13 protein-coding genes are annotated in these 18,679 nt (G+C 60.7%); 9 read left to right on the top strand and 4 right to left on the bottom strand.

Features of this window, described 5'->3' with window-relative positions; genetic code table 11:
* Positions 1–19 precede the first annotated feature (19 nt).
* Positions 20–4,150, top strand: coding sequence for a YncE family protein (locus CPH89_RS28850; protein WP_081006384.1), 4,131 nt, complete (start codon positions 20–22; stop codon positions 4,148–4,150).
* A gap of 71 nt (positions 4,151–4,221) precedes the next feature.
* Here CPH89_RS28850 and CPH89_RS28845 read toward each other — a convergent pair whose 3' ends face one another.
* Together CPH89_RS28845 and CPH89_RS28840 are read right to left on the bottom strand one after the other, a co-directional pair.
* On the bottom strand, positions 4,222–5,283 hold the full coding sequence (locus CPH89_RS28845; RefSeq protein WP_053257996.1) for an FUSC family protein: 1,062 nt from the start codon (positions 5,281–5,283) through the stop codon (positions 4,222–4,224).
* A 157-nt stretch (positions 5,284–5,440) separates the two neighbouring features.
* Positions 5,441–7,057: an NADP-dependent glyceraldehyde-3-phosphate dehydrogenase gene (locus tag CPH89_RS28840; RefSeq protein WP_053256874.1), complete on the bottom strand. Its 1,617-nt coding sequence runs from the start codon at positions 7,055–7,057 to the stop codon at positions 5,441–5,443.
* A gap of 148 nt (positions 7,058–7,205) precedes the next feature.
* Here CPH89_RS28840 and CPH89_RS28835 point away from each other — a divergent pair, with 148 nt between their 5' ends.
* Positions 7,206–8,081, top strand: coding sequence for a Dyp-type peroxidase (locus tag CPH89_RS28835; RefSeq protein ID WP_053256873.1), 876 nt, complete (start codon positions 7,206–7,208; stop codon positions 8,079–8,081).
* An 837-nt stretch (positions 8,082–8,918) separates the two neighbouring features.
* Here CPH89_RS28835 and CPH89_RS28830 read toward each other — a convergent pair.
* Together CPH89_RS28830 and CPH89_RS28825 are read right to left on the bottom strand one after the other, a co-directional pair.
* Positions 8,919–9,380 carry a winged helix-turn-helix domain-containing protein gene (locus CPH89_RS28830; RefSeq protein WP_053256872.1) on the bottom strand — a complete coding sequence of 154 codons (462 nt, stop codon included), beginning with the start codon at positions 9,378–9,380 and terminating at the stop codon, positions 8,919–8,921.
* Positions 9,381–9,450: 70 nt separating this feature from the next.
* Positions 9,451–12,666 carry a type III effector HrpK domain-containing protein gene (locus tag CPH89_RS28825; RefSeq protein WP_053256871.1) on the bottom strand — a complete coding sequence of 1,072 codons (3,216 nt, stop codon included), beginning with the start codon at positions 12,664–12,666 and terminating at the stop codon, positions 9,451–9,453.
* A 609-nt stretch (positions 12,667–13,275) separates the two neighbouring features.
* Here CPH89_RS28825 and CPH89_RS30495 point away from each other — a divergent pair.
* From CPH89_RS30495 to CPH89_RS28800, 7 genes are all read left to right on the top strand, one after another.
* The gene (locus tag CPH89_RS30495) at positions 13,276–13,437 is read left to right on the top strand and encodes a hypothetical protein (RefSeq protein WP_016969018.1); all 162 of its coding nucleotides are present in this window, start codon (positions 13,276–13,278) and stop codon (positions 13,435–13,437) included.
* Positions 13,438–13,537: 100 nt separating this feature from the next.
* Positions 13,538–14,425 (top strand): SctD/MshK family protein, encoded by an 888-nt coding sequence (locus CPH89_RS28820; RefSeq protein ID WP_053257995.1) that lies wholly within the window; start codon positions 13,538–13,540, stop codon positions 14,423–14,425.
* Between the two features lie 8 nt (positions 14,426–14,433).
* On the top strand, positions 14,434–14,568 hold the full coding sequence (locus CPH89_RS30750; protein WP_255311486.1) for a hypothetical protein: 135 nt from the start codon (positions 14,434–14,436) through the stop codon (positions 14,566–14,568).
* Entirely contained in the window at positions 14,565–14,921 is a 357-nt protein-coding gene (locus tag CPH89_RS28815) for a hypothetical protein (RefSeq protein ID WP_053256870.1), read from the top strand. Before CPH89_RS30750 ends, CPH89_RS28815 begins: the two co-directional genes overlap by 4 nt.
* Positions 14,921–15,256 carry a tetratricopeptide repeat protein gene (locus CPH89_RS28810; RefSeq protein ID WP_053256869.1) on the top strand — a complete coding sequence of 112 codons (336 nt, stop codon included), beginning with the start codon at positions 14,921–14,923 and terminating at the stop codon, positions 15,254–15,256. The genes CPH89_RS28815 and CPH89_RS28810 overlap by 1 nt, the downstream gene beginning before the upstream one ends.
* Positions 15,253–17,391 (top strand): type III secretion system export apparatus subunit SctV, encoded by a 2,139-nt coding sequence (sctV, locus tag CPH89_RS28805; RefSeq protein WP_053256868.1) that lies wholly within the window; start codon positions 15,253–15,255, stop codon positions 17,389–17,391. The genes CPH89_RS28810 and sctV overlap by 4 nt, the downstream gene beginning before the upstream one ends.
* Entirely contained in the window at positions 17,388–18,668 is a 1,281-nt protein-coding gene (locus CPH89_RS28800; RefSeq protein WP_053256867.1) for a type II and III secretion system protein family protein, read from the top strand. Before sctV ends, CPH89_RS28800 begins: the two co-directional genes overlap by 4 nt.
* Positions 18,669–18,679 lie beyond the last annotated feature (11 nt).

The raw sequence follows: 18,679 nt of genomic DNA, 5'->3' as shown, positions 1-18,679 counted from the left end.
AACCAGTAAGGTAATAGTCATGTCCAGCCGGCCTACTGATTCTTATGATCTCGATCTTGCACCGCCCACTTCATATTTCCCTGCTGTGCAGTTACAGCCGCAATTTACCAGTACGCCTCCCCTGTACCCCGAGACTGCCGTATGGGGCATGGGCATCCGTCATGTATCGCCTGCAATGTTCACCTTTCTTCCGTGGGCTGAGCGTGCGCTCGGCGACTATTACGCAATCCGCATTCAGGACCTGAACAACCCTGCTGCTTCAAAAACCATCAGTGACGCGGATGCCAGCGCTTACTACCTGACGGTGAACAAGCTGCCCCAGGGCGAAGTCCCTATGTTCGGGCGGCTCGTGCGAGCCAACAGTTTGCAGGAGAGCCGGTCGATCACCCAAACCATCCTGATCAAATTGACCAACCCCGGCGGCCGTGATCAGGAGGTCACGAAGAAGTGGCACAGTGGTTTGAATATGTCGATAGAAGGCCTGCCCACTGGCTCGGTCCTGAACAAGGACAACACCGCAGAAGGGCTGTGGTGCCTGATCACCAAATACCTGTATATCCGTAAAAACGACATTATCACCGTGCGCTATGACGGGCTGGCGGTGGAGCATGTGGTCAGTCCGGAAGAGGCTGCCGGGCCTGGGCCGATCCGGGTATTTATCAGCCCGGAGATTATCAAGCAGGGCAATCAGAATGGGCCGGTAGAGGTCGCCTTTACGGTTAAAGACGTGGTGGGCAACGTTCCCGAGGGGGAATGGCTGTATTGCAAAGCCTACAAACTGGTGTCGGAACTTGACTCGTCGTTGCTGGAATACCCGACCTTTCTTGTCGATGAGGTTGAGTCTGATCAACTGGACCTTAACCTCAATAACCGGTCCAAGTTGGAGGTGGAGGTCTATCGGCCGCGCAGGTCGCCCAAACCCAACCCGCAAAATCGGATCATGTTGATTTTCAAGCTTTTCCCGGAGAAAGGGCGAAGCAAGACAGTGACACTGGGGCCCTTCCCCGATACCACCAAGGCTTACCAACGGATCCCCGTCAGCTACGACCTTTTCACGGAGCTGGCCAAGGGGCGTTTTCAAGTGACGTACGAATTGAGCACCAGCGCTGGCGTACTGCTGGGCAAGTCGGGCAGTTACACGGTCAGTGTGACGGGCTTGCCGGTATCAATGCCGGCGGTGACCGTCAGCCCGTTTGAGGCGGGGCTGATCCCTTCGAATACCGACATTGTCGTAACACTACCTACCTACCAGCCGCACAATGAGTTTCTGTTGGAAACCCTGGTGCTCGAAGCCCTCGACGGCAGCGTAAGCCTTACCCTGCCGCAACCGGCAGGCGTCCAGGGCGGCACGCGCCGCGTGACCAAGGAGGCACTCAAGGCGTTTGAAGGCCTAGGCCCGTTCCAGATTTATTACACCACCGATGACGGTGAGGGCACATCGGCGTCCCTGCGTGAATCAGTGAAGCTGCAGGCTCAGGTGGGTGAGCGTGTGTCGGTGTTGGAAGCTCCGATCATTCAAGGCTCCCGCCGTAACAACATCGACCCTGCCGATGTAAAAGACCCTGAAATTCAACTGATCTTCCCCTACGGGAATACGATTGCCGGCGACGTGCTGCATTGGAGTGTGGTCGGCAAGGACGCGAACGGCTCTGCCAGTGGCAAAATCCCGATCAACAGTGCATACGCGGGGGCCGCCTTGCCGTTGGTGTTTTTCCCGGTTAACCGTAAAGTCCTGGATAACAACCTCAACGCCAGCATCAGTGTCAGCTACAGCATTGAACGTGCGGGGCCGCCTCGACAAGTCTTGCGCTCCAGTGTGCTTGATCTTACCGTCGGTGCGGAGGTGAAACTGGAACTGCCCAAAGTGCTGGAGGCCGGCAGTCTGCAGGACCAACTTGACCCCAAAGCGGTGGTCAAGGGCGCCACCGTGGAGGTCGCGTTCAAACAGATGCGCGCCGATGACCAGATTTTTGTCGAGTGGTTGGGAGCGTATGGGGTCAGCAGTATTGTGGTGCAAGTGGCGGGTGACCCGAAGACCAACAAGGTCAATGCCACTATCCCGCCTGAGGTGATTTCCAAGGGCGTGCGCCCCAACGGCAATAAAATCACCGTGCGGTACAGCTTTACCCGTGGGCAATTCACCTACAAGTCCGAGATATTGACGCTTGTCCTGCAGCCGCTCGCGAAGCTGCCGACGCCGATCATCGACGGGGCTGGCGAGACCCTGCTGCCGCTCTTTAGCCTGCCGAATACGGCCCGCACCCGTATCGCCGCATGGGATTTAATCAATAAAGACCAATTAATGTGGATGACCTACGAAGGCACTTTTGCCGACGGCACGTCCTATATCGAAGATACCTACACCGCCAATGAGGTGACGGCTGACGGCGTCGTCAAGGGCATTTCGCCTGCAACGCCGGTGGATCAACTGCGTCGACTCAAGGACGGCTCGCACCTGACCATTCGCTTTTGGGTCAGTTTTGCGCAGATCCCCGACAAGGACACCGCGCTCTTGTTTGGGACCGCCGACTATATTGTCCAAGCATTGGCAGCCACCCTGCCGGCACCGAGCTTTGCCAACAAACCTGGGGCCGCGATTACCGTTTACCCGTTGGACTACGAGAAAAATGCAATAGTGGCGGTGGCGTATCCAGCCATGACGGCTACGCAAAAAATTGTCCTGGAGTGGATCTACCCGGACGGCACCCTGGCCACGATCGCTGCACAGAACGGAGTGGCCGGTGGGCGCGTAGATTTCGCCATCAGTGCGCCAATCATCGCGGCGAGTGTGGGTAAGGTCATCACATTGCGTTACAAGGTGACGTCTGGCACCCGAGTGACGCCGTCTGATGCCCAGCAACTGACGGTACAAGCTGTCCGCGCGACAGACTTGCCGCAGGCAGTGATTAACGGGGTTGTCGATAAAGGCACGTTGGACCTGACCACGTTCAATGGCGATGGGTTCCTGGCATTGAGCCCCTGGCGTTTGAGTGCTGCCGGGCAAAAGGTGTGGATCACCGCACGCGCTGAGGGTGTAGTCCAATCAACTGTGCTGGGGGCCTATCCGATTAGTGGGGTTGAGGCGACGAGTGGCTTGAAGAATGTGGCAGTTTCCAGAGCCTGGCTGCAGGGGGTACGCAACGGTAGCAGTATCGTGATTGAGTGCCGAGTGACGTTTGATGGCAGTGATGATGTATCGACGTCCGTGGTATTTCCGGTCACGACCTACACCGTCAAACAACGGACGGGGGTTATCGCCAACGTTGCGGTAGGGCAGAGCCCGGAATTTGCGGTTCTTTCGAAGGCGGGTGACAAAGCGTTTGTCTCCAACCACCACGGCAATTCGATTTCAGTGATCGATGTGAATGCCCGCAAGGTCATTGATACCATCCCCGGAATTAATTCACCGTTCAAAATGGTGCTGAGCCCGGACGGCTCCCGACTCTATGTCGCCAACTTCTTTGGGCGCACCGTCACCGTCATCAATCCTGCAACCCACGGTGTGCTGATGAGGTTTGATGTGAAGGGTGTTGACGTGGTTCAGGGGGTTGAACTCAACGGGGATGGTTCACGCCTGTTTGTCTCGACGAATGTGCCGTCGCTGATCGTCGTTCTTGATGCAATCTCCGGCAGTGAGCTGCGTCGGATCCCCACTACGCCAAACCCTATCGCGATGGCGCTCAACCCGGAAAAAACGCAGATTTACTTCACCGCAGAACAGCAAGTAACGGCCGTCAATGCCAACGGATTGAGTGGTGTGGTAGCCAAAGTTACGGGGTTCTCCAGGCCTCAGGATCTCGTCTTCAATCCCAACAACATTCCATCCGCCCGTATCTATGTCGCGGATAACGATTTTGTGCGGATCATTAATCCTGTGAACAATGCCCTTATCAAATCGCTGGGGGGGTTCCATTACGCCTGGGGCGTCAAGATGCATCCGACTGCCCGTCAATGCTATGTGGGGTCAGTAGGCCCAGGGGGGACGACGAGTTATCGCGATTCGCTGTTCGTTATCGATACCGTGACGGAAACAGTCATTAATCGATTTACGGGTTTCGACAACCTTGCCGACATCACTTTCACCTCTGACGGTAGTCTTGCGCTTCTGGTTAATCAGGCAACGGGTATCGTGTCGTTCTTTTCGATTTAAGGAGAGGGGTCACCCGATGTAGATGCAAGGGGCAGCTCCACGTGAGGGTGGACTGCCCCTTTTTTATCGGTTCAGATCTTCCAGTGGCTCGATGTCTTGGCAAGCTTCTGGCGCATGGCCTCCACGTTGCTCGCCAACTGCAACGTCAACAACCGATACCCATCCAACGCACTCTGCACCGGCGCCTCCAGCCCACTTTCGTCTGCGGCATGCACGGTCGAGCGCTCCAGCCGTTCGGTAAATCCCGACTTCAACGCCCGCGCCATTCCCACCCACTGCACGCGAATCTGCCGATGTTCGGCCTTCAACAGCATCTGCATCCGCGCCATCGCCTGTTCATCCCGTGGATCGGGCCGGGTATTGCCAAGAATCTCCAGGGTGCTGATGCACATGCGCAAATGCCGCTGGATCGCGTCCAGTTCGGTCATGGAAATCCGTACTTCCTTGGACACCGACGGCATCAACGAGCGCAGTTGCAGCATCGCCGCGTTCAGGCGGTTGAGCAGTTTGAGGTGCTCATCATCGGTGACTGACTGACCGCTGATGATCCGGCTATAAATCTGCGCGCAATCGCGCAACGCACTGGCCAGGTTGTAGCGCCACGAGTACACGGCATACAGCGGCAAGGCGAACGAAAATGCCAGGGCCAGCACAATGCCGATCAGGATATCCACGGTGCGCCACAGGCCGTCCGATATCGGATTGTCCCCATGGCCGGCGACGATAAACACCGTGATCGCCGACAGCAGCGCGATGTAACCGCCCTTGCCAATCGCATGGTAGGAAAAGAACCCGCACACCACCGACATCAACAGATAGGTCAACAGCGGTTGGCCGAAATACGCCTGTTGCACCACCAACAGCAAGCCCACGCTGGCGCCGATCAGGGTGCCATAGGCGCGCTCTACGGCTTTTTTGCCGATATTGCCGTGGTGCTGCAAGCCGCCGATGACGATCAGCATGGTCACCGAGGCCCATTCACCGTGGGGCAGGTTGATGCCGGTGGTGAGGAGGATCGTCGCCAGCAAACCGATGGACACGCGTACCGCGTGGATCAGCTTGGCATGGCGATAGCGACGGTACGGGTCCAGCAAAGGGCGCAACAAGCGCCGAGCGAACACGGGCAAATGCAGGTTCATCGGTAGTAAAGTGGCCTTAGTCGTGAGGGCGAACGCAGTCTGAAGTGTGGGAGCGGGCTTGCTCGCGAATGCGCTGGATCAGTCAAAGGTGTTTCGACTGACACTCCGCTTTCGCGAGCAAGCCCGCTCCCACATTTGAACTGCGCCATTTTTAGAAAATATAGTCAGTGGTCAAGAAACTTGAATCACGGTTGCGCAGGATGTCGCTGAGCAGTGCCTTGTTGCTCTCCTGAAACTTGGTCGCTACCAGCGTGCGGATCGAGAACACGCGCAACGCGTCATGCACAGACAACGTGCCTTCGGCCGAGTTCTTGCGCCCATTGAACGGGAAGGTGTCCGGCCCGCGCTGGCACTGGGCGTTGATATTGATACGACCGACCTGGTTGGCAAAAGTGTCCACCAGCCGCCCGACTTGCCTGGCGTTGGTGCCAAAAATACTCAGTTGCTGACCGAAATCCGAGTCCAGCACGTAGTCGATCACCGTCTCCAGGTCACGGTAAGGCACGATCGGCACCACCGGGCCGAACTGTTCCTCGTGATACACGCGCATCTGCGGGTTCACCGGGTACAGCACGGCCGGGTAGAAGAACGCACCGCGACTCGCGCCGCCATTGGTATTCACCACCTTGGCGCCGTGCTGCGCCGCATCGGCCACCAGTGCGTTGAGGTAGTCGACCTTGCCCACTTCCGGCAGCGGTGTCAGTGAAACGCCGTCTTCCCACGGCATGCCAGGCTTCAACGTTGCCAGTTTGGCGTTGAATTTCTCAATGAAACGCTCGACGACGTCTTCATGCACAAACAGGATTTTCAACGCGGTGCAACGCTGGCCGTTGAATGACAAAGAACCGGTGACCGCCTCATTGACCGCATTGTCCAGGTCGACCTCTGGCAACACGATGCCGGGGTTTTTCGCATCCAGGCCCAATGCCGCACGCAAGCGGTGCGGTTTGGGGTGCAGTTTTTTCAAATCGCTGGCGGCCTTGTTGGTACCGATAAACGCGAAGATATCGATCTTGCCGCTGGCCATCAGCGCGCTGACGGTTTCACGACCACTGCCGTAGATCACGTTGATCACCCCGGCCGGGAAGCTGTCGCGAAATGCCTCCAGCAATGGGCGGATCAACAGCACGCCGAGCTTGGCCGGCTTGAACACCACGGTATTGCCCATGATCAACGCCGGGATCAGCGTGGTAAAGGTCTCGTTCAGCGGGTAGTTATACGGCCCCATGCACAGTGCCACACCCAGCGGCACGCGGCGGATTTGCCCGAGGGTGTCCTGTTCCAGTTCGAAGCGGCTGGAGCGGCGGTCGAGTTCCTTGAGGGCGTTGATGGTGTCGGTGATGTAGTCGCAGGTGCGGTCGAATTCTTTTTGCGAGTCCTTGAGGTTCTTGCCGATCTCCCACATCAGCAGCTTGACCACCGCATCACGCTGTTCGCGCATGCGGCGCAAAAACGCTTCCACATGCTGGATACGTTCAGCCACACGCATCGTCGGCCATTCACCTTGGCCACGGTCGTAGGCGCGCACGGCGGCGTCCAGGGCGGTGAGGGCGGTGTCGGCATCCAACAGCGGCGTGCTGCCGATATGCACCCGCTCATCCCCCAATTGCACCGGGCTCAGCACCTGGGCCAATGGGCCGTTCCACACCTGCAACTGGCCGTCTACGAGGTAATCACGCTGTTCAATCGGCCCCCCCAGCCGAAATTGCTCGGGAATGTCGGCGGTGGAGGCGGGAAACAGCTGGGCGAGCAGGTTACTGGTGGTCATGTCGCTACCCCTGGAATAGTTGCAAAACATGACTAGAGAGTCGCCCAACAAGCGGCTCTATGGCAAGGCTTGTGCGCTTTCTTGTGCGCACCGCTGTGTGTGCCACGCTTGCCGGAGTAAACTACGCGGCTTTATTGAAGGAGTTCACATGAGTCAGTACCAGCCGGGCATTCTTGCCGCACCGGTGCCATTGCAGGCACGCCATCTGTTTTTTGCCGTGGATTCCCTGCAGGCGGTGCCTGCTGCGTTGGACGCGCTGGTGCAGTTGACGGATTCGGCCGCGGTGGTCGGTGTCGGTGAGCCGCTGGTAACCGCTCTGGGCACTCGGGTTGAAGGGTTGCGCGCCTTTCCCGCCGTCAGCGGCCCGGGTGCGCATAACCCGTCCACTCAGCAGGCACTGTGGGTGTGGCTGCATGGCGTGGATCGCGGTGAGCTGCTGTTGCGCAGCCGCACCTTTGAAAAAGCCCTGGCCCCGGCGTTTCGCCTGGTCCAGATGACCGAGGGCTTCCGCTACAAGACCGGTTTCGATTTGACCGATTACGAAGACGGCACCGAAAACCCCCACGACGACGCCGCCGTTGAGGCCGCCATGACCGACAGCGGCGCCAGCTTCGCCGCCATCCAGCAATGGCAGCACGACCTTGATGGTTTCGCCGCCTTGCCGGCCCAGGAGCGTGACCACATCATCGGCCGCCGCCATGGCGATAACGAAGAGCTGGACGACGCCCCCGCATCCGCCCACACCAAGCGTACCGCCCAGGAGAGCTTCACCCCGGAAGCCTTCGTGGTCCGCCGCTCGATGCCGTGGGCCGAGAACGGCCAGGCGGGGCTGATGTTCCTTGCGTTTGGCCATTCCTTTGAGGCGTTTGAAGCGCAACTGCGGCGCATGAGTGGGTTGGAGGATGGGATTGTGGATGGTTTGTATCGCATTAGTACGCCGTTGACCGGTGGTTACTACTGGTGCCCGCCACTCAAGGACGGGCATCTGGACCTGAGTGCACTCGCGGTTACAGCGCAAAGCTAAACACTCTGTGGCAAGGGTCTTCACCCGCCATCCGTCACCCGCCTCGCAGGCAAGCCAGCGCCCACACTTAATTGTGTCTGGCCAGAGTTTGCGTCTGCCGCAGTCCAACTGTGGGAGCCGGGCTTGCCCGCGATGGCGGTGTCTCAGTAACAGCCAGGCTGACTGACCCACCACCATCACAGGCAAGCCAGCTCCCACACTTATTTATGTCTGGCCAGAATTTGCGTCTGCTGCAGTTCAACTGTGGGAGCCGGGCTTGCCCGCGATAGCGGTGTATCAGTAACAGCCAGGCTGACTGACCCACCACCATCACAGGCAAGCCAGCTCCCACACTTATTTATGTCTGACCTGAATTCTGCGCCCGCCGCAGTTCAAATGTGGGAGCCGGGCTTGCCCGCGATGGCGGTGTATCAGTAACAGCCAGGCTGGTTGACCCACCGCCCTCGCAGGCAAGCCAGCTCCCACACTTATTTGTGTCTGACCTGAATCCTGCGTCTGCCGCAGTCCAACTGTGGGAGCCGGGCTTGCCCGCGATGGCGGTGTGTCTGTAACAGCGAGACTGACTGACCCACCACCATCACAGGCAAGCCAGCGCCCACACTTATTTGTGTCTGACCTGAATCCTGCGTCTGCTGCAGTTCAACTGTGGGAGCCGGGCTTGCCCGCGATGGCGGTGTATCTGTAACAGCGAGACTGACTGACCCACCGCCATCGCAGGCAAGCCAGCTCCCACAGTTGACCTGGGTGGCTGATTGATTGAGGTCAGATCACGTCACACATCCGCTGCTCACCGCGCGCGCCAACCGGCTATTTTTCCCTCGGCATAACCCGCGCCGATCAGCTGTTCTGCAGGCTTATCTGAGCAAACTGCGGCATCATCCCGGCACCTCGGCAGTGTCGGCAGCCATAGACCCCGAGTACGACAGGCTCCTTCGCCACGTCGACGTGCGCACGTTGGACCCAGGTGGGGGCGACAAAGCGGTAACCCTGGCCGGGCGCCGTGGCGATGTAGACAGACTCGTCGTCGCCGAGTGCGCGGCGCAGGGTCTTGATCTGTGTGCGCAGGTTGCATTCCTCCACCACCGTTTTCGGCCAGGCGATACCGAGCAATCGGTTTTTTTCCAGCAGTTCCCCAGGCCGTGAGGCGAGGGCGATCAGCAGGGTCAGGGCGCGGCTGCCCAGCGCCACGGGTTGCCCGTGCTTGAGCAGCAGATGACGTTGGGGCAGCAGTTGGAACGAGCCGAAGTGGATCTCGAACGAGGCGTCATCGGTGAGGTGGCTGCGAGTCGAATACGTCATGTCTTTTACCTTTATGCGTGGGAATCACAGCTCGGCGTGGCTCCTTTTCACCCCGAGCTGCCGGGAAGGGTCAGGTGTTGATGGCAGGGATCGGGTCTGCCGGGTAATCGCCCTCCATGGTCGGGCCGCCGGTCAAGCCGTATTGCTGCAGCACCGGGGCCAGCTGCCCGTAAAATGCGTCTTGCGCCTTGCCGTGGGCATCGGCCAGCGCGAACGGCAAAAACGCACTTCCGATACCGCCGAGAATCGCCGTGGCGCCGCCGAGAATGCCGCTCAGGGTGCCCGCCACCGCGCCGATTTCCGTGGCGCCATACAAACCGGCACCGGCTTCCACCAGGCCCGCCACGGCTGCGCCCGTGCCGAGTACACCGGTGGCGACCGAAAAACTGCCGGTGAGGTAATCACCTTTTTTCAGCGAGTCGACACCGCCGATAATCCCGATTACGCCGCCGATGATGCCGCCCGCCGACCCGATGACCTTGCCCGCCGCGCCGATATTGGCGATCTGCTGCGGTGACAGCGGGCCCTTGCCCACCGGCACCTTGCCGGGGAAATCGCCGAGGGTGCCACCGTCCGGGCGGTTGACCCACGTGATGCCATAGCCGGCTTCCTTGGCGTATTTGGTACCGCCTTCGAGCAACAGCCCGGCAAATTGCAAGCCGGCCGACACGCGGTTGGCATCCGCCACCGGGGTGGTGCTGCCGCTGGCCGAACGCGCCATCAGCACGCCGCTCATCAACACCGCACTGCCGATGTGCAGCAGGCCCTGTTTGAATGCCGGGCTGACATCGCCGAACTTCATGCCTTCGATGGCTTTCGGCAAGGCGTCGGCGATCTTGTTGCCCTGGCGGCCGATGTCCCATACCGAACGCAGCATCGAGACCACTTGCGCCGGGTCAATCTTGCCGCCGTCGGAGGTCACGAACATCTGCGGATCTTTTTGCTGGGCATCGTTGATCGCGGCGGTGACTTTGGCTTCGTCAAAGTTGCCGTTGCCATCGCCGAGCGTGACGTTAAGCGTATCGGTGGTGGCACCACCGAGCAGCGCATCGCTGAGGTTTTCGTTGAAGTTGACCTGCAAGGTCGCCGCCTCATCCGCCGTCGCCTTGTCACCGAGGAACGCCTGGGCCGACGCGGTGCTTGCGGCGAAACTGCTGGCTGCGACGGTCGGGTCCATGCCGGCGGCCACGGCGTCGGTGAAGGCTTTGCCGGTCACCAGTTCGTTCTTGTAGTAGCTTTGGATCGCGTCGCTTTGCCCGGCGTTGGCGGCGACTTTGGTCAAGTCGACATGGCCATTGCCGCCCAGCGCCAGGTTGGCGATGGTCGCGTCGTTGGCAGCGTTTTGCAGGCCAATGCCCATGTCGATCTGCTTGCCGTTCTGGTCCTTGGCGTTGAGGTTATCGTTGAGGTTTTTGCCTGACTCAATGCCATCGGCAAAGTAATTTTGCATGGCGACTTTCAGGGTCGGATCGCTGCCGACGATATCGCTCAGCGCAGGGCCACGGTTGTTCTGCAGGAACGCCTGGACGTCCGGGTCCGCCGACAGGGTCTCAATGCCGCTTTGCAACTGCGCCTTGATCTTGTCTTCGTTGGGGTTCAGGCCGTAGTGAGGCGAGGTGTACTTGTCCATCAAGCCTGCGTTGGGCACATAGTCGCTGACCAACAGGCGCGTCTGCGCATCGCTCAGTTGCACCAGCACCGCGGCTTTCTGTGCGCCCGTGTAGTTTTGCGGGTTGGCCAGGATGTCGGCGGTCAGCGTGGAGGTGTCCACACCGGCGACGGCATCGCGGGTGGCGGCGCTGTCAAGGAAGGTCAGGGTGTCGCTGTCGGTTTTCGGCGCCTGTTTTTCCAGCCAGGCACCGATATTGTCGCGGGTGCCAACGGCGTCGGATTTGCCGGTGGCCGGGTTGTCGCCGCCGGTTTCGAGGGCGTGGAACATGCCGGGTTTCGACCACATGGCGGCGGCACCCGTCAGCTCGTTGCTCAGGGCCGAATCGCTGCCCAGTGCCTCGAGGTTGTCGGGGCGAATCATGCCGTCGTTGCTGCGCTGTTGATCGCCCGGGCGCATGGCGGTGCCGGAGCTGGCCACCAGGCTTTCGTTAGCCATCACGATGGCGGCGGACTTGGCGTTGGCTTTGGCCAGGTCGCCTGGATGGCTGCCCATGAATGTGCCATAGGCTTTCGACGCGGCACCGATGTCGCTCTTGGTGTTGCTGATGAAGTGGTCGACGTCGGCGTGGGTGATGACATTGTCGGCTTTACCGCGACCGCCGCTGTCCAGCGCCGCCATCAGGTTTGGGCTGCTGGCTACGTACTTGAGTACCGCCTGGGCTTCGGGTGGCAAGGTGGTGGGCGGGTTGGCGAAGTCGATGGGCGCACCGTGCAGGCCCCACGCGTCCCAATTCTGCGAGAGCAATTGCGCGGCGGCGCGGGGGCGGTTCAGGTCCAGTTCTTCTTTGGTGGGCGTGCCGCTGGTGTTGCCGGTGAGGGTGTCCCAGTCCCTGGCGCCGGACACACCGAACGACGAGTTGTCGATCCACGAGGTGTCTGCAGCACCCGCCGCGCCGGTGGTCCCGGCGTACAACTTGGCCATTTGGTCATAGAGCGCGGGAGTAATGTCCTGGGACACGATCACCTTGTCGCCGGAGGCGGTGTTATAGCGAATCAGGCCGGGCCCGACTTCTTCGGGAGGGCCGACGTTGGCGGCCGGGTCCAGGGTCTCGTTGGGGCTGGCCAAACGGTAGCCTTCAGCCTGGCTGGCATTGATTGCAAACAGCTTGGCCGAGTCGCCGCTGACCTGGGCGAACAGCCCCGGGGTTTCTTTCTGGCTGACCACAATTCTGTCGCCGGAAGAGGTTTCGTAGCGGATCAGCCCGGGGCCCAGTTCCGTCGTGCTGCCGATCGCCTTGTAGTTGCCCAGGCCTGGCGCCACGGTGCTGGCGTCGGCCTCGATGTAGCCGGCCGCTTTGCTCGCGGCGAGGTTCTTTTCCAGGTTCGCATCGCTCTGCTGGGCGTTGTACTGGTCAACCAGCGTCTGGTAGAGACGCGGGTTATCGCTTTGCTTGAGGGTGACCGGCTTGTCGCTGCCCAGCGGTGTGTAGGTGATGCTGTTGTTCGCCGGTGCCTGCACATTCTGATAGGGCAGGGGAATCGACGGGCCACGGATTTTGGAGGGTTCGAAGGCAGGTTGGTTGACGGCCGTGAACAGCGCGGTTTCGAATTTTTTCTGGGGGCCGTCCGTGCCCTTGCTTTCGGCCGGATCAAGGCCACTCGGAATCGCAGTCATAGAACACCTGGAAGTTGTTTCATATATTAAAGCCCGCGCACTAAGGCTTTCGGCTATTAGTGCAACTGTACTAATTACGCGCACATCACTAGTTGTTCGCGGGCATTGAAGGTCGCTCACGCCGAGCTATCAAACGCGATGAGCAAGTCGCTTTTGTTACAAATGGAAATATCTGCGAAGTTGGGCAAAAGGCTAGTAGTGAAAAATGTGAAGTCGATACGAAAAAAATGCAGATGCCGTGATGAACCGCTCGTTTATAGGGTGGGAAAGAGCGGCTTAGTGTTCAGCCATATTCGAGTTCAGGTGCGCAATCCCCTGTAAACACTGGGTATTGGCTGTGTTTGGGCTTTTCGTTAAAAGTTCCACGGCGAAACGGGGATGAGTTTTTCTCAACGCCAGGTTGAGCCAAACCGTTCACACCCGGTATCTGAAACGTTTCACAAGCTTTCACAGCGAAGGCGTTTTGATCGTGAGTAGTATGGCCCCCATGCAAACCAACGACGGTTCGAAAGCTCACTGTCTGACGTTTTGGGCGTTCATCCGGTTTGCATACTTTCAGCGTGCTGATGCGCAACTGAATAACTTCCCTATCACTGCAAGGAGATGAACATGGCTGATGTCCCACCAGTAAAAGCAGGCGGCGCCGACGACGCTATCGCGAAGATGGAAGCGACCTTCAACATGGCTATCGAAAAGTCGGCAAAAATCACTGAAATCAGCACCGCCAAAAAAGCGGAACTCGACGCCACCAAACAGCGTCCGCAGAACTGATTCGCCAAACGGGCGGCGCCGGCGCTGCCCGTTTACTTCTGGCCCGCAGTTATCCTGATTCTTGACCCCGTTGCACATGCTCAAGGGGGCAAACCCGAAAATGACAGCCTTGATTTCCATGGGCCCGGTCGCCGGTATGGGTGCACCGACCCTGACGGTGACCAGCGGTTTGCACCAGGGCAGTTCCCTGGTGCTCGACCAGCCTGTCTACACCCTTGGCGCGGACCTCGCGGCCGACCTGGTACTTAGCGACCCCGCAATTGCCGGCCTGCACCTGCGCCTGCGTTTTTTTGAAGGCGGCCAGGTCGCGATTGAAGCGTTGGGTGGCGACGTGCTGTTCGGCGCGAATGTGTGCATTCCCCAGGGCAGCGGCCATCGCGCGCGCCTGCCTTTGCAGCTGCGTATCGGCACGGTAGGCGTGCGCTTGGCAGTGCCTGAAGGGGCGGAAAAACCTGCCCGTGCACGCCGTACAGTTGCGCCGTGGATTGTCGCAATCGCGCTGCTGTTTCTCTGCGCCGCAGCGCTGGCTTTTCGCAATGACTCGCCGCCGACGCGCTCGGCAGCCATCGTCGAGGCTCCGGTTGTGCAAACGCCGTCCCACGCGCAGGCCAAGGCCTGGCTGGAGCAGCAACTGCAAGCGGCGCATCTGGATGCGATAAAGGTCAGCAGCAGTAATGGTCAGCTCAGTGCCGTCGGCAGTTTCGAACAGTCACAAAAACCGCAATGGCTGGCGCTGCAACAAGCCTTCGACCAGCGTTATGGCCAGCAGATCGTGCTCAACCCCCGCGTCACCGTGCGTGCCGATGCCGCGCGGCCACGGGTGCGTTTCCAGGCCGTATGGTTCGGCACCAACCCCTATGTGATCAACGACAGCGGCAAACGCCTGTACCCCGGCGCAGCGCTCGCGGACAACTGGGTGCTGGAGCGCATCGAGAACAACCAAGTGATTCTCGCCCGTGGCGAGGAACGCTTTACCTTCACCTTATGAGTCGATCTATGCAATGCACGCACGCCAACGGTCGGCGCGGGCTGGCCTGCGCGGGTGCCGGTACAGCCCGCCGCGGTGGGGGTTGGCCGACCGACATCGCCACCCTTGACCGTGCCCACTTCCTCACGCAGGCCCACGCATGAAAGTCGAACCCCGCCCGTTGATTCCCAGTGATGTGCGCAGCGCGCCGGTCGAGGCTGTTCGCCCGGTCAATTCACGCCAGGCCACCGCCTTCGAAGCGGTCCTCAAGACGCGCAAAACCCAGACCCGGCGTTCCCTGCGCAGTGACCTCGAAGCGCTGACCAGCGCCGCCGGAGTTGATTCGTTGCTGTTCGGCAGCGCCCGTTCCCTGCAACTGCTCGAACACGTGATGGAACACATCCTGCCGACGCTGGACGCGGAGCCGGCCATTAAACAACTGGCCCACGAGCTGATCGGCGAAGAGATCGACATGCGCCGCAGCCTCGAACAGCAACGCTCGGAGGTACATGCCTGATGGCCCGCGATAACCACGACGCCGTGCAACTGCTCAAGGGCATTGGCGAGCTGTACCGGCGCAATGGCCAGTCGCAACGTGCGTTGGTGATGTTGCTGATTGCGGTCAGTGTCGCGCCCCATGACGGCGTGTTGCTGCGCTCGCTGGTGCTGGCGTTTACCGACAGCGGCGACGCTAGCCGAGCGCTGAGTGCGCTGGACCGCCTGGTGGCGCTCGAAGGCGAGTCTGCCAGCCTGTTGCTGCTGCGCGCTCGTGCGCTGTGGTACGGCGAGCGCAAGGACGACGCGCGTCAGTGTTTCAAACGCTACCTGGCCGCACGCAGGGCCGGCGCATGAGTGCACTCAACCGCCTGAATAACCTGGCGCGTATGGCCGCGCAGCGCACCGACGTGATCATCGTCGCGTTCATGCTGATGGCGATTGTGATGATGATCATCCCGCTGCCCACCTACCTGGTGGACATGCTGATCGGCCTCAACATTGCCTTGAGCATCCTGATTCTCATCGTCGCCTTCTACATCGGCCACTCTGTGGAGTTCTCCGCGCTGCCGCCGCTGATCCTGCTCAGCACGCTGTTTCGCTTGTCGTTGTCCATCACCACCACGCGCTTGATCCTGCTGCACGGCGATGCCGGGCATATCGTCAAGGCCTTCGGTGACTTTGTGATCGCCGGCCAGGTGGTGGTCGGTATGGTGGTGTTCCTGATCATTACCGTGGCGCAGTTCGTGGTCATCACCAAGGGCGCCGAGCGTGTGGCGGAAGTGGCCGCGCGTTTCACCCTGGATGCCATGCCCGGCAAACAGATGAGCATCGACAACGACCTGCGCAATGGCGATATCGACCAGGCCGAAGCCCGCCGCCGGCGCTCGCGCCTGGAGCGTGAAAGCCAGATGTTCGGCGCAATGGACGGCGCGATGAAGTTCGTCAAGGGCGATGCCATCGCCGGCCTGGTGATTCTCGCGGTCAACCTGCTGGGTGGCATGCTGATCGGCATGATCGAACGCGACATGCCCTTCGGCGTGGCGGTGCACACCTATTCGCTGCTGACAGTGGGCGACGGCCTGATCGCACAGATTCCGGCGCTGTTGATTTCCGTGGCGGCAGGCACCGTGGTCACCCGCGTCAACAGCGACGGTGAAGCCGGTGACTTGGGCAGCGAGATCATCAAGCAACTGGGTGCCAGCTATCGTGCACTGGGCCTGACCGCGTTGATCATGATTGGCGTCAGCCTGTTGCCGGGCTTCCCCACCTGGGTGTTTCTCGGGTTGTCCGCAGCCTTTGGCGGTGCGGCGTTCGTGATGTATCGCCGGCATACCCGCCAGCCCCAAGGCGAGTTGGAAACGTTGGTCGAGACGCCGGAACCGCTGGTCGAAGCCCAGGCCGAACTGGATGACAACCTGCTCCCCGAGACCCGCGTGCTGCTGACCCTCGGCAGTGGCGTGTCCCAGAGCGCGCCTCGCCAGTTGCTGCGCCAGCGCGTCGAAGCGCTGTGCCACGAGCTGCGCACCGACCTCGGCGTGGACGTGCCGGTGCCGGGCATCTACATGGAGGCCAAGGCCACGCCGGGCAGTTACCGCGTCTCCCTGGAAGGTGTGCCGGTCAGCGAAGGCGAACTGCCGATCAACTGCCTGCTGTTGCAGGACGATCCGGTGCATGTGCAACTGCTGGACATCGCCACCGTGCTCGCCGACTCGCCACTCAACGGTCGCAGCGCGCATTGGATCGAGCGCCAGCACGAAGAGACCTTGCGCAACGCCGGGATTGGTTTCCTGCTGCCCGATGAGGTGTTGCGCGGTTTGCTGGAACGTAGCTTGCGCCGCTATGCCGCCGACTTCCTCGGCATCCAGGAAACCCGTCTGTTGCTGGAGCGCACCGAAGCCACTTACGGCGAACTGGTGAAAGAAGCGTTGCGCCTGGTGCCGTTGCAGCGGGTTGCCGAAACCTTGCGCCTGCTGGTCGGTGAAGGCGTGTCGATCCGCAACCAGCGCGCCTTGCTTGAAGCCATGGTGGAGTGGGGCGCGCGCGAAACCGACGCCGGGCGCCTGGCCGAACACTTGCGTGCGGCATTGGCGCGGCAGATCAGCCATCACTACGCCGACCGCAATCGCGTGATCGGCGCGCTGGTGCTGGCGCCGGGGCTGGAAGACCAGCTGCGCGCGTCCCTGCGCCGCCAGGAGGCCCAGCGCGAATTGATCCCCGAAGACCTCAGTCGTGCCTTGCTCGCCCAACTGCGCCAGGCCTGCGACAGCACCCGTGAGGTGAACAGTGCGGTGTTGCTGGTGCACCCGGAGCTGCGCCGCAGCCTGCGCCGGCTGGTGCTGCGCGGCGAACTGGAACTGGCGGTGCTGTCGTTCCGCGAACTGGCCACCGAATACAACCTGCAAGCGTTGGTGACCATCAGCCTTACCGATATCTCGAACCGCCGTGCGCCTGCCACGGCCTCCGTCACTTCCCTGGCGTCTGCCTCATGATGCGTTTTTTTGTGTTGTTGCTCGCTTTGATCTCGTGTGCCAGCCAGGCCCAAGAGATTGCCAATGGCGCCGGTGGCTCGATCAACCTGGCGTCCGGTGAGGGGCGGATTTTGCACTTTGCCGCGCCGGTGGATTCGGTACTGGTGGCCGAGCCGAATGTGGCCGACCTGCAAGTGGTGTCGCCCGGTACGCTCTACATCTTCGGCAAGGCGCCGGGCAATACCAGCCTGATCGCCCTCGGCAACGACGGCAAACAGTTGGCCAGCCTGACCTTGTCCGTCAGCAGCGGCACCCAGGCGGTGACCACGCCGATGCAGGCGTTGCACCCCGGCAACGGCGCGCGCATTACCGGCGCCGGCAACCGCCTGATCGCCAACGGCACGCTTGGTTCGGTGGCCGAAGCGACTGACCTGAACGCGCTGCTCAACCCGCAGGGCCAAGGTTTTCAGAGTGCGATCAACACCACCGAATACGCCGGCGCAGCCCAAGTGAACCTGCGTGTGCGCTTTGCCGAAGTGTCCCGTTCCGAACTGCTGCACTACGGCGTGAACTGGAACGCGATGTTCAATAACGGCACGTTTTCCTTCGGCCTGATCACCGGGGGGCCGTTGGCGGCGGCGACTGCCGGGGGCCTGGCGACGGCAGGCAGCGGCTCGGGCAATGTGAATATCGACGGCATGCTTGATGCGCTGCAGGCCAACGGCATTTTGCAGATCCTCGCCGAACCCAACATCACTGCCATGACCGGCCAGACCGCCAGCTTCCTCGCCGGTGGTGAAGTGGCGATCCCGGTGCCGGTCAACCGCGACCTGGTGGGCATCGAGTACAAGTCATTCGGCGTGTCGCTGCTGTTCAACCCGACCTTGCTGCCCAACGGTCGTATCGCCCTGCAAGTGCGCCCGGAAGTCAGCAGTGTGGTCAGCGGCGGCACCGTGGATTTCGGCAACTTCCATGTGCCGTCCTTCAGCGTGCGCCGTGCCGATACGCGCGTGGAAGTCGGCAGCGGGCAGACCTTTGCGATTGCCGGGCTGTTCCAGCGTCAAAGCAGCCAGGACATCGAGAAACTGCCGCTGTTGGGCGACTTGCCGATCCTCGGCAACCTGTTCCGCTCCAAGCGCTTTCAGCGCAATGAAACCGAGTTGGTGATCCTGATTACTCCCTACCTGGTGGAGCCGGTGCGCGGTCGCACGCTCGCCACGCCCCTGGACGCACAACCGGCTACTGCAGCGGCCACCGGACCGCGCAGCGGCGGGGCGTTCGGTTTCTACATGAATTGATAAGGGGCCTG

It is taken from the genome of Pseudomonas fluorescens, from assembly GCF_900215245.1.
GTDB lineage: Bacteria > Pseudomonadota > Gammaproteobacteria > Pseudomonadales > Pseudomonadaceae > Aquipseudomonas > Aquipseudomonas fluorescens.
Note: the sequence above shows the minus strand (reverse complement) of the source record. Positions and strands in the feature narration are given on the sequence as shown.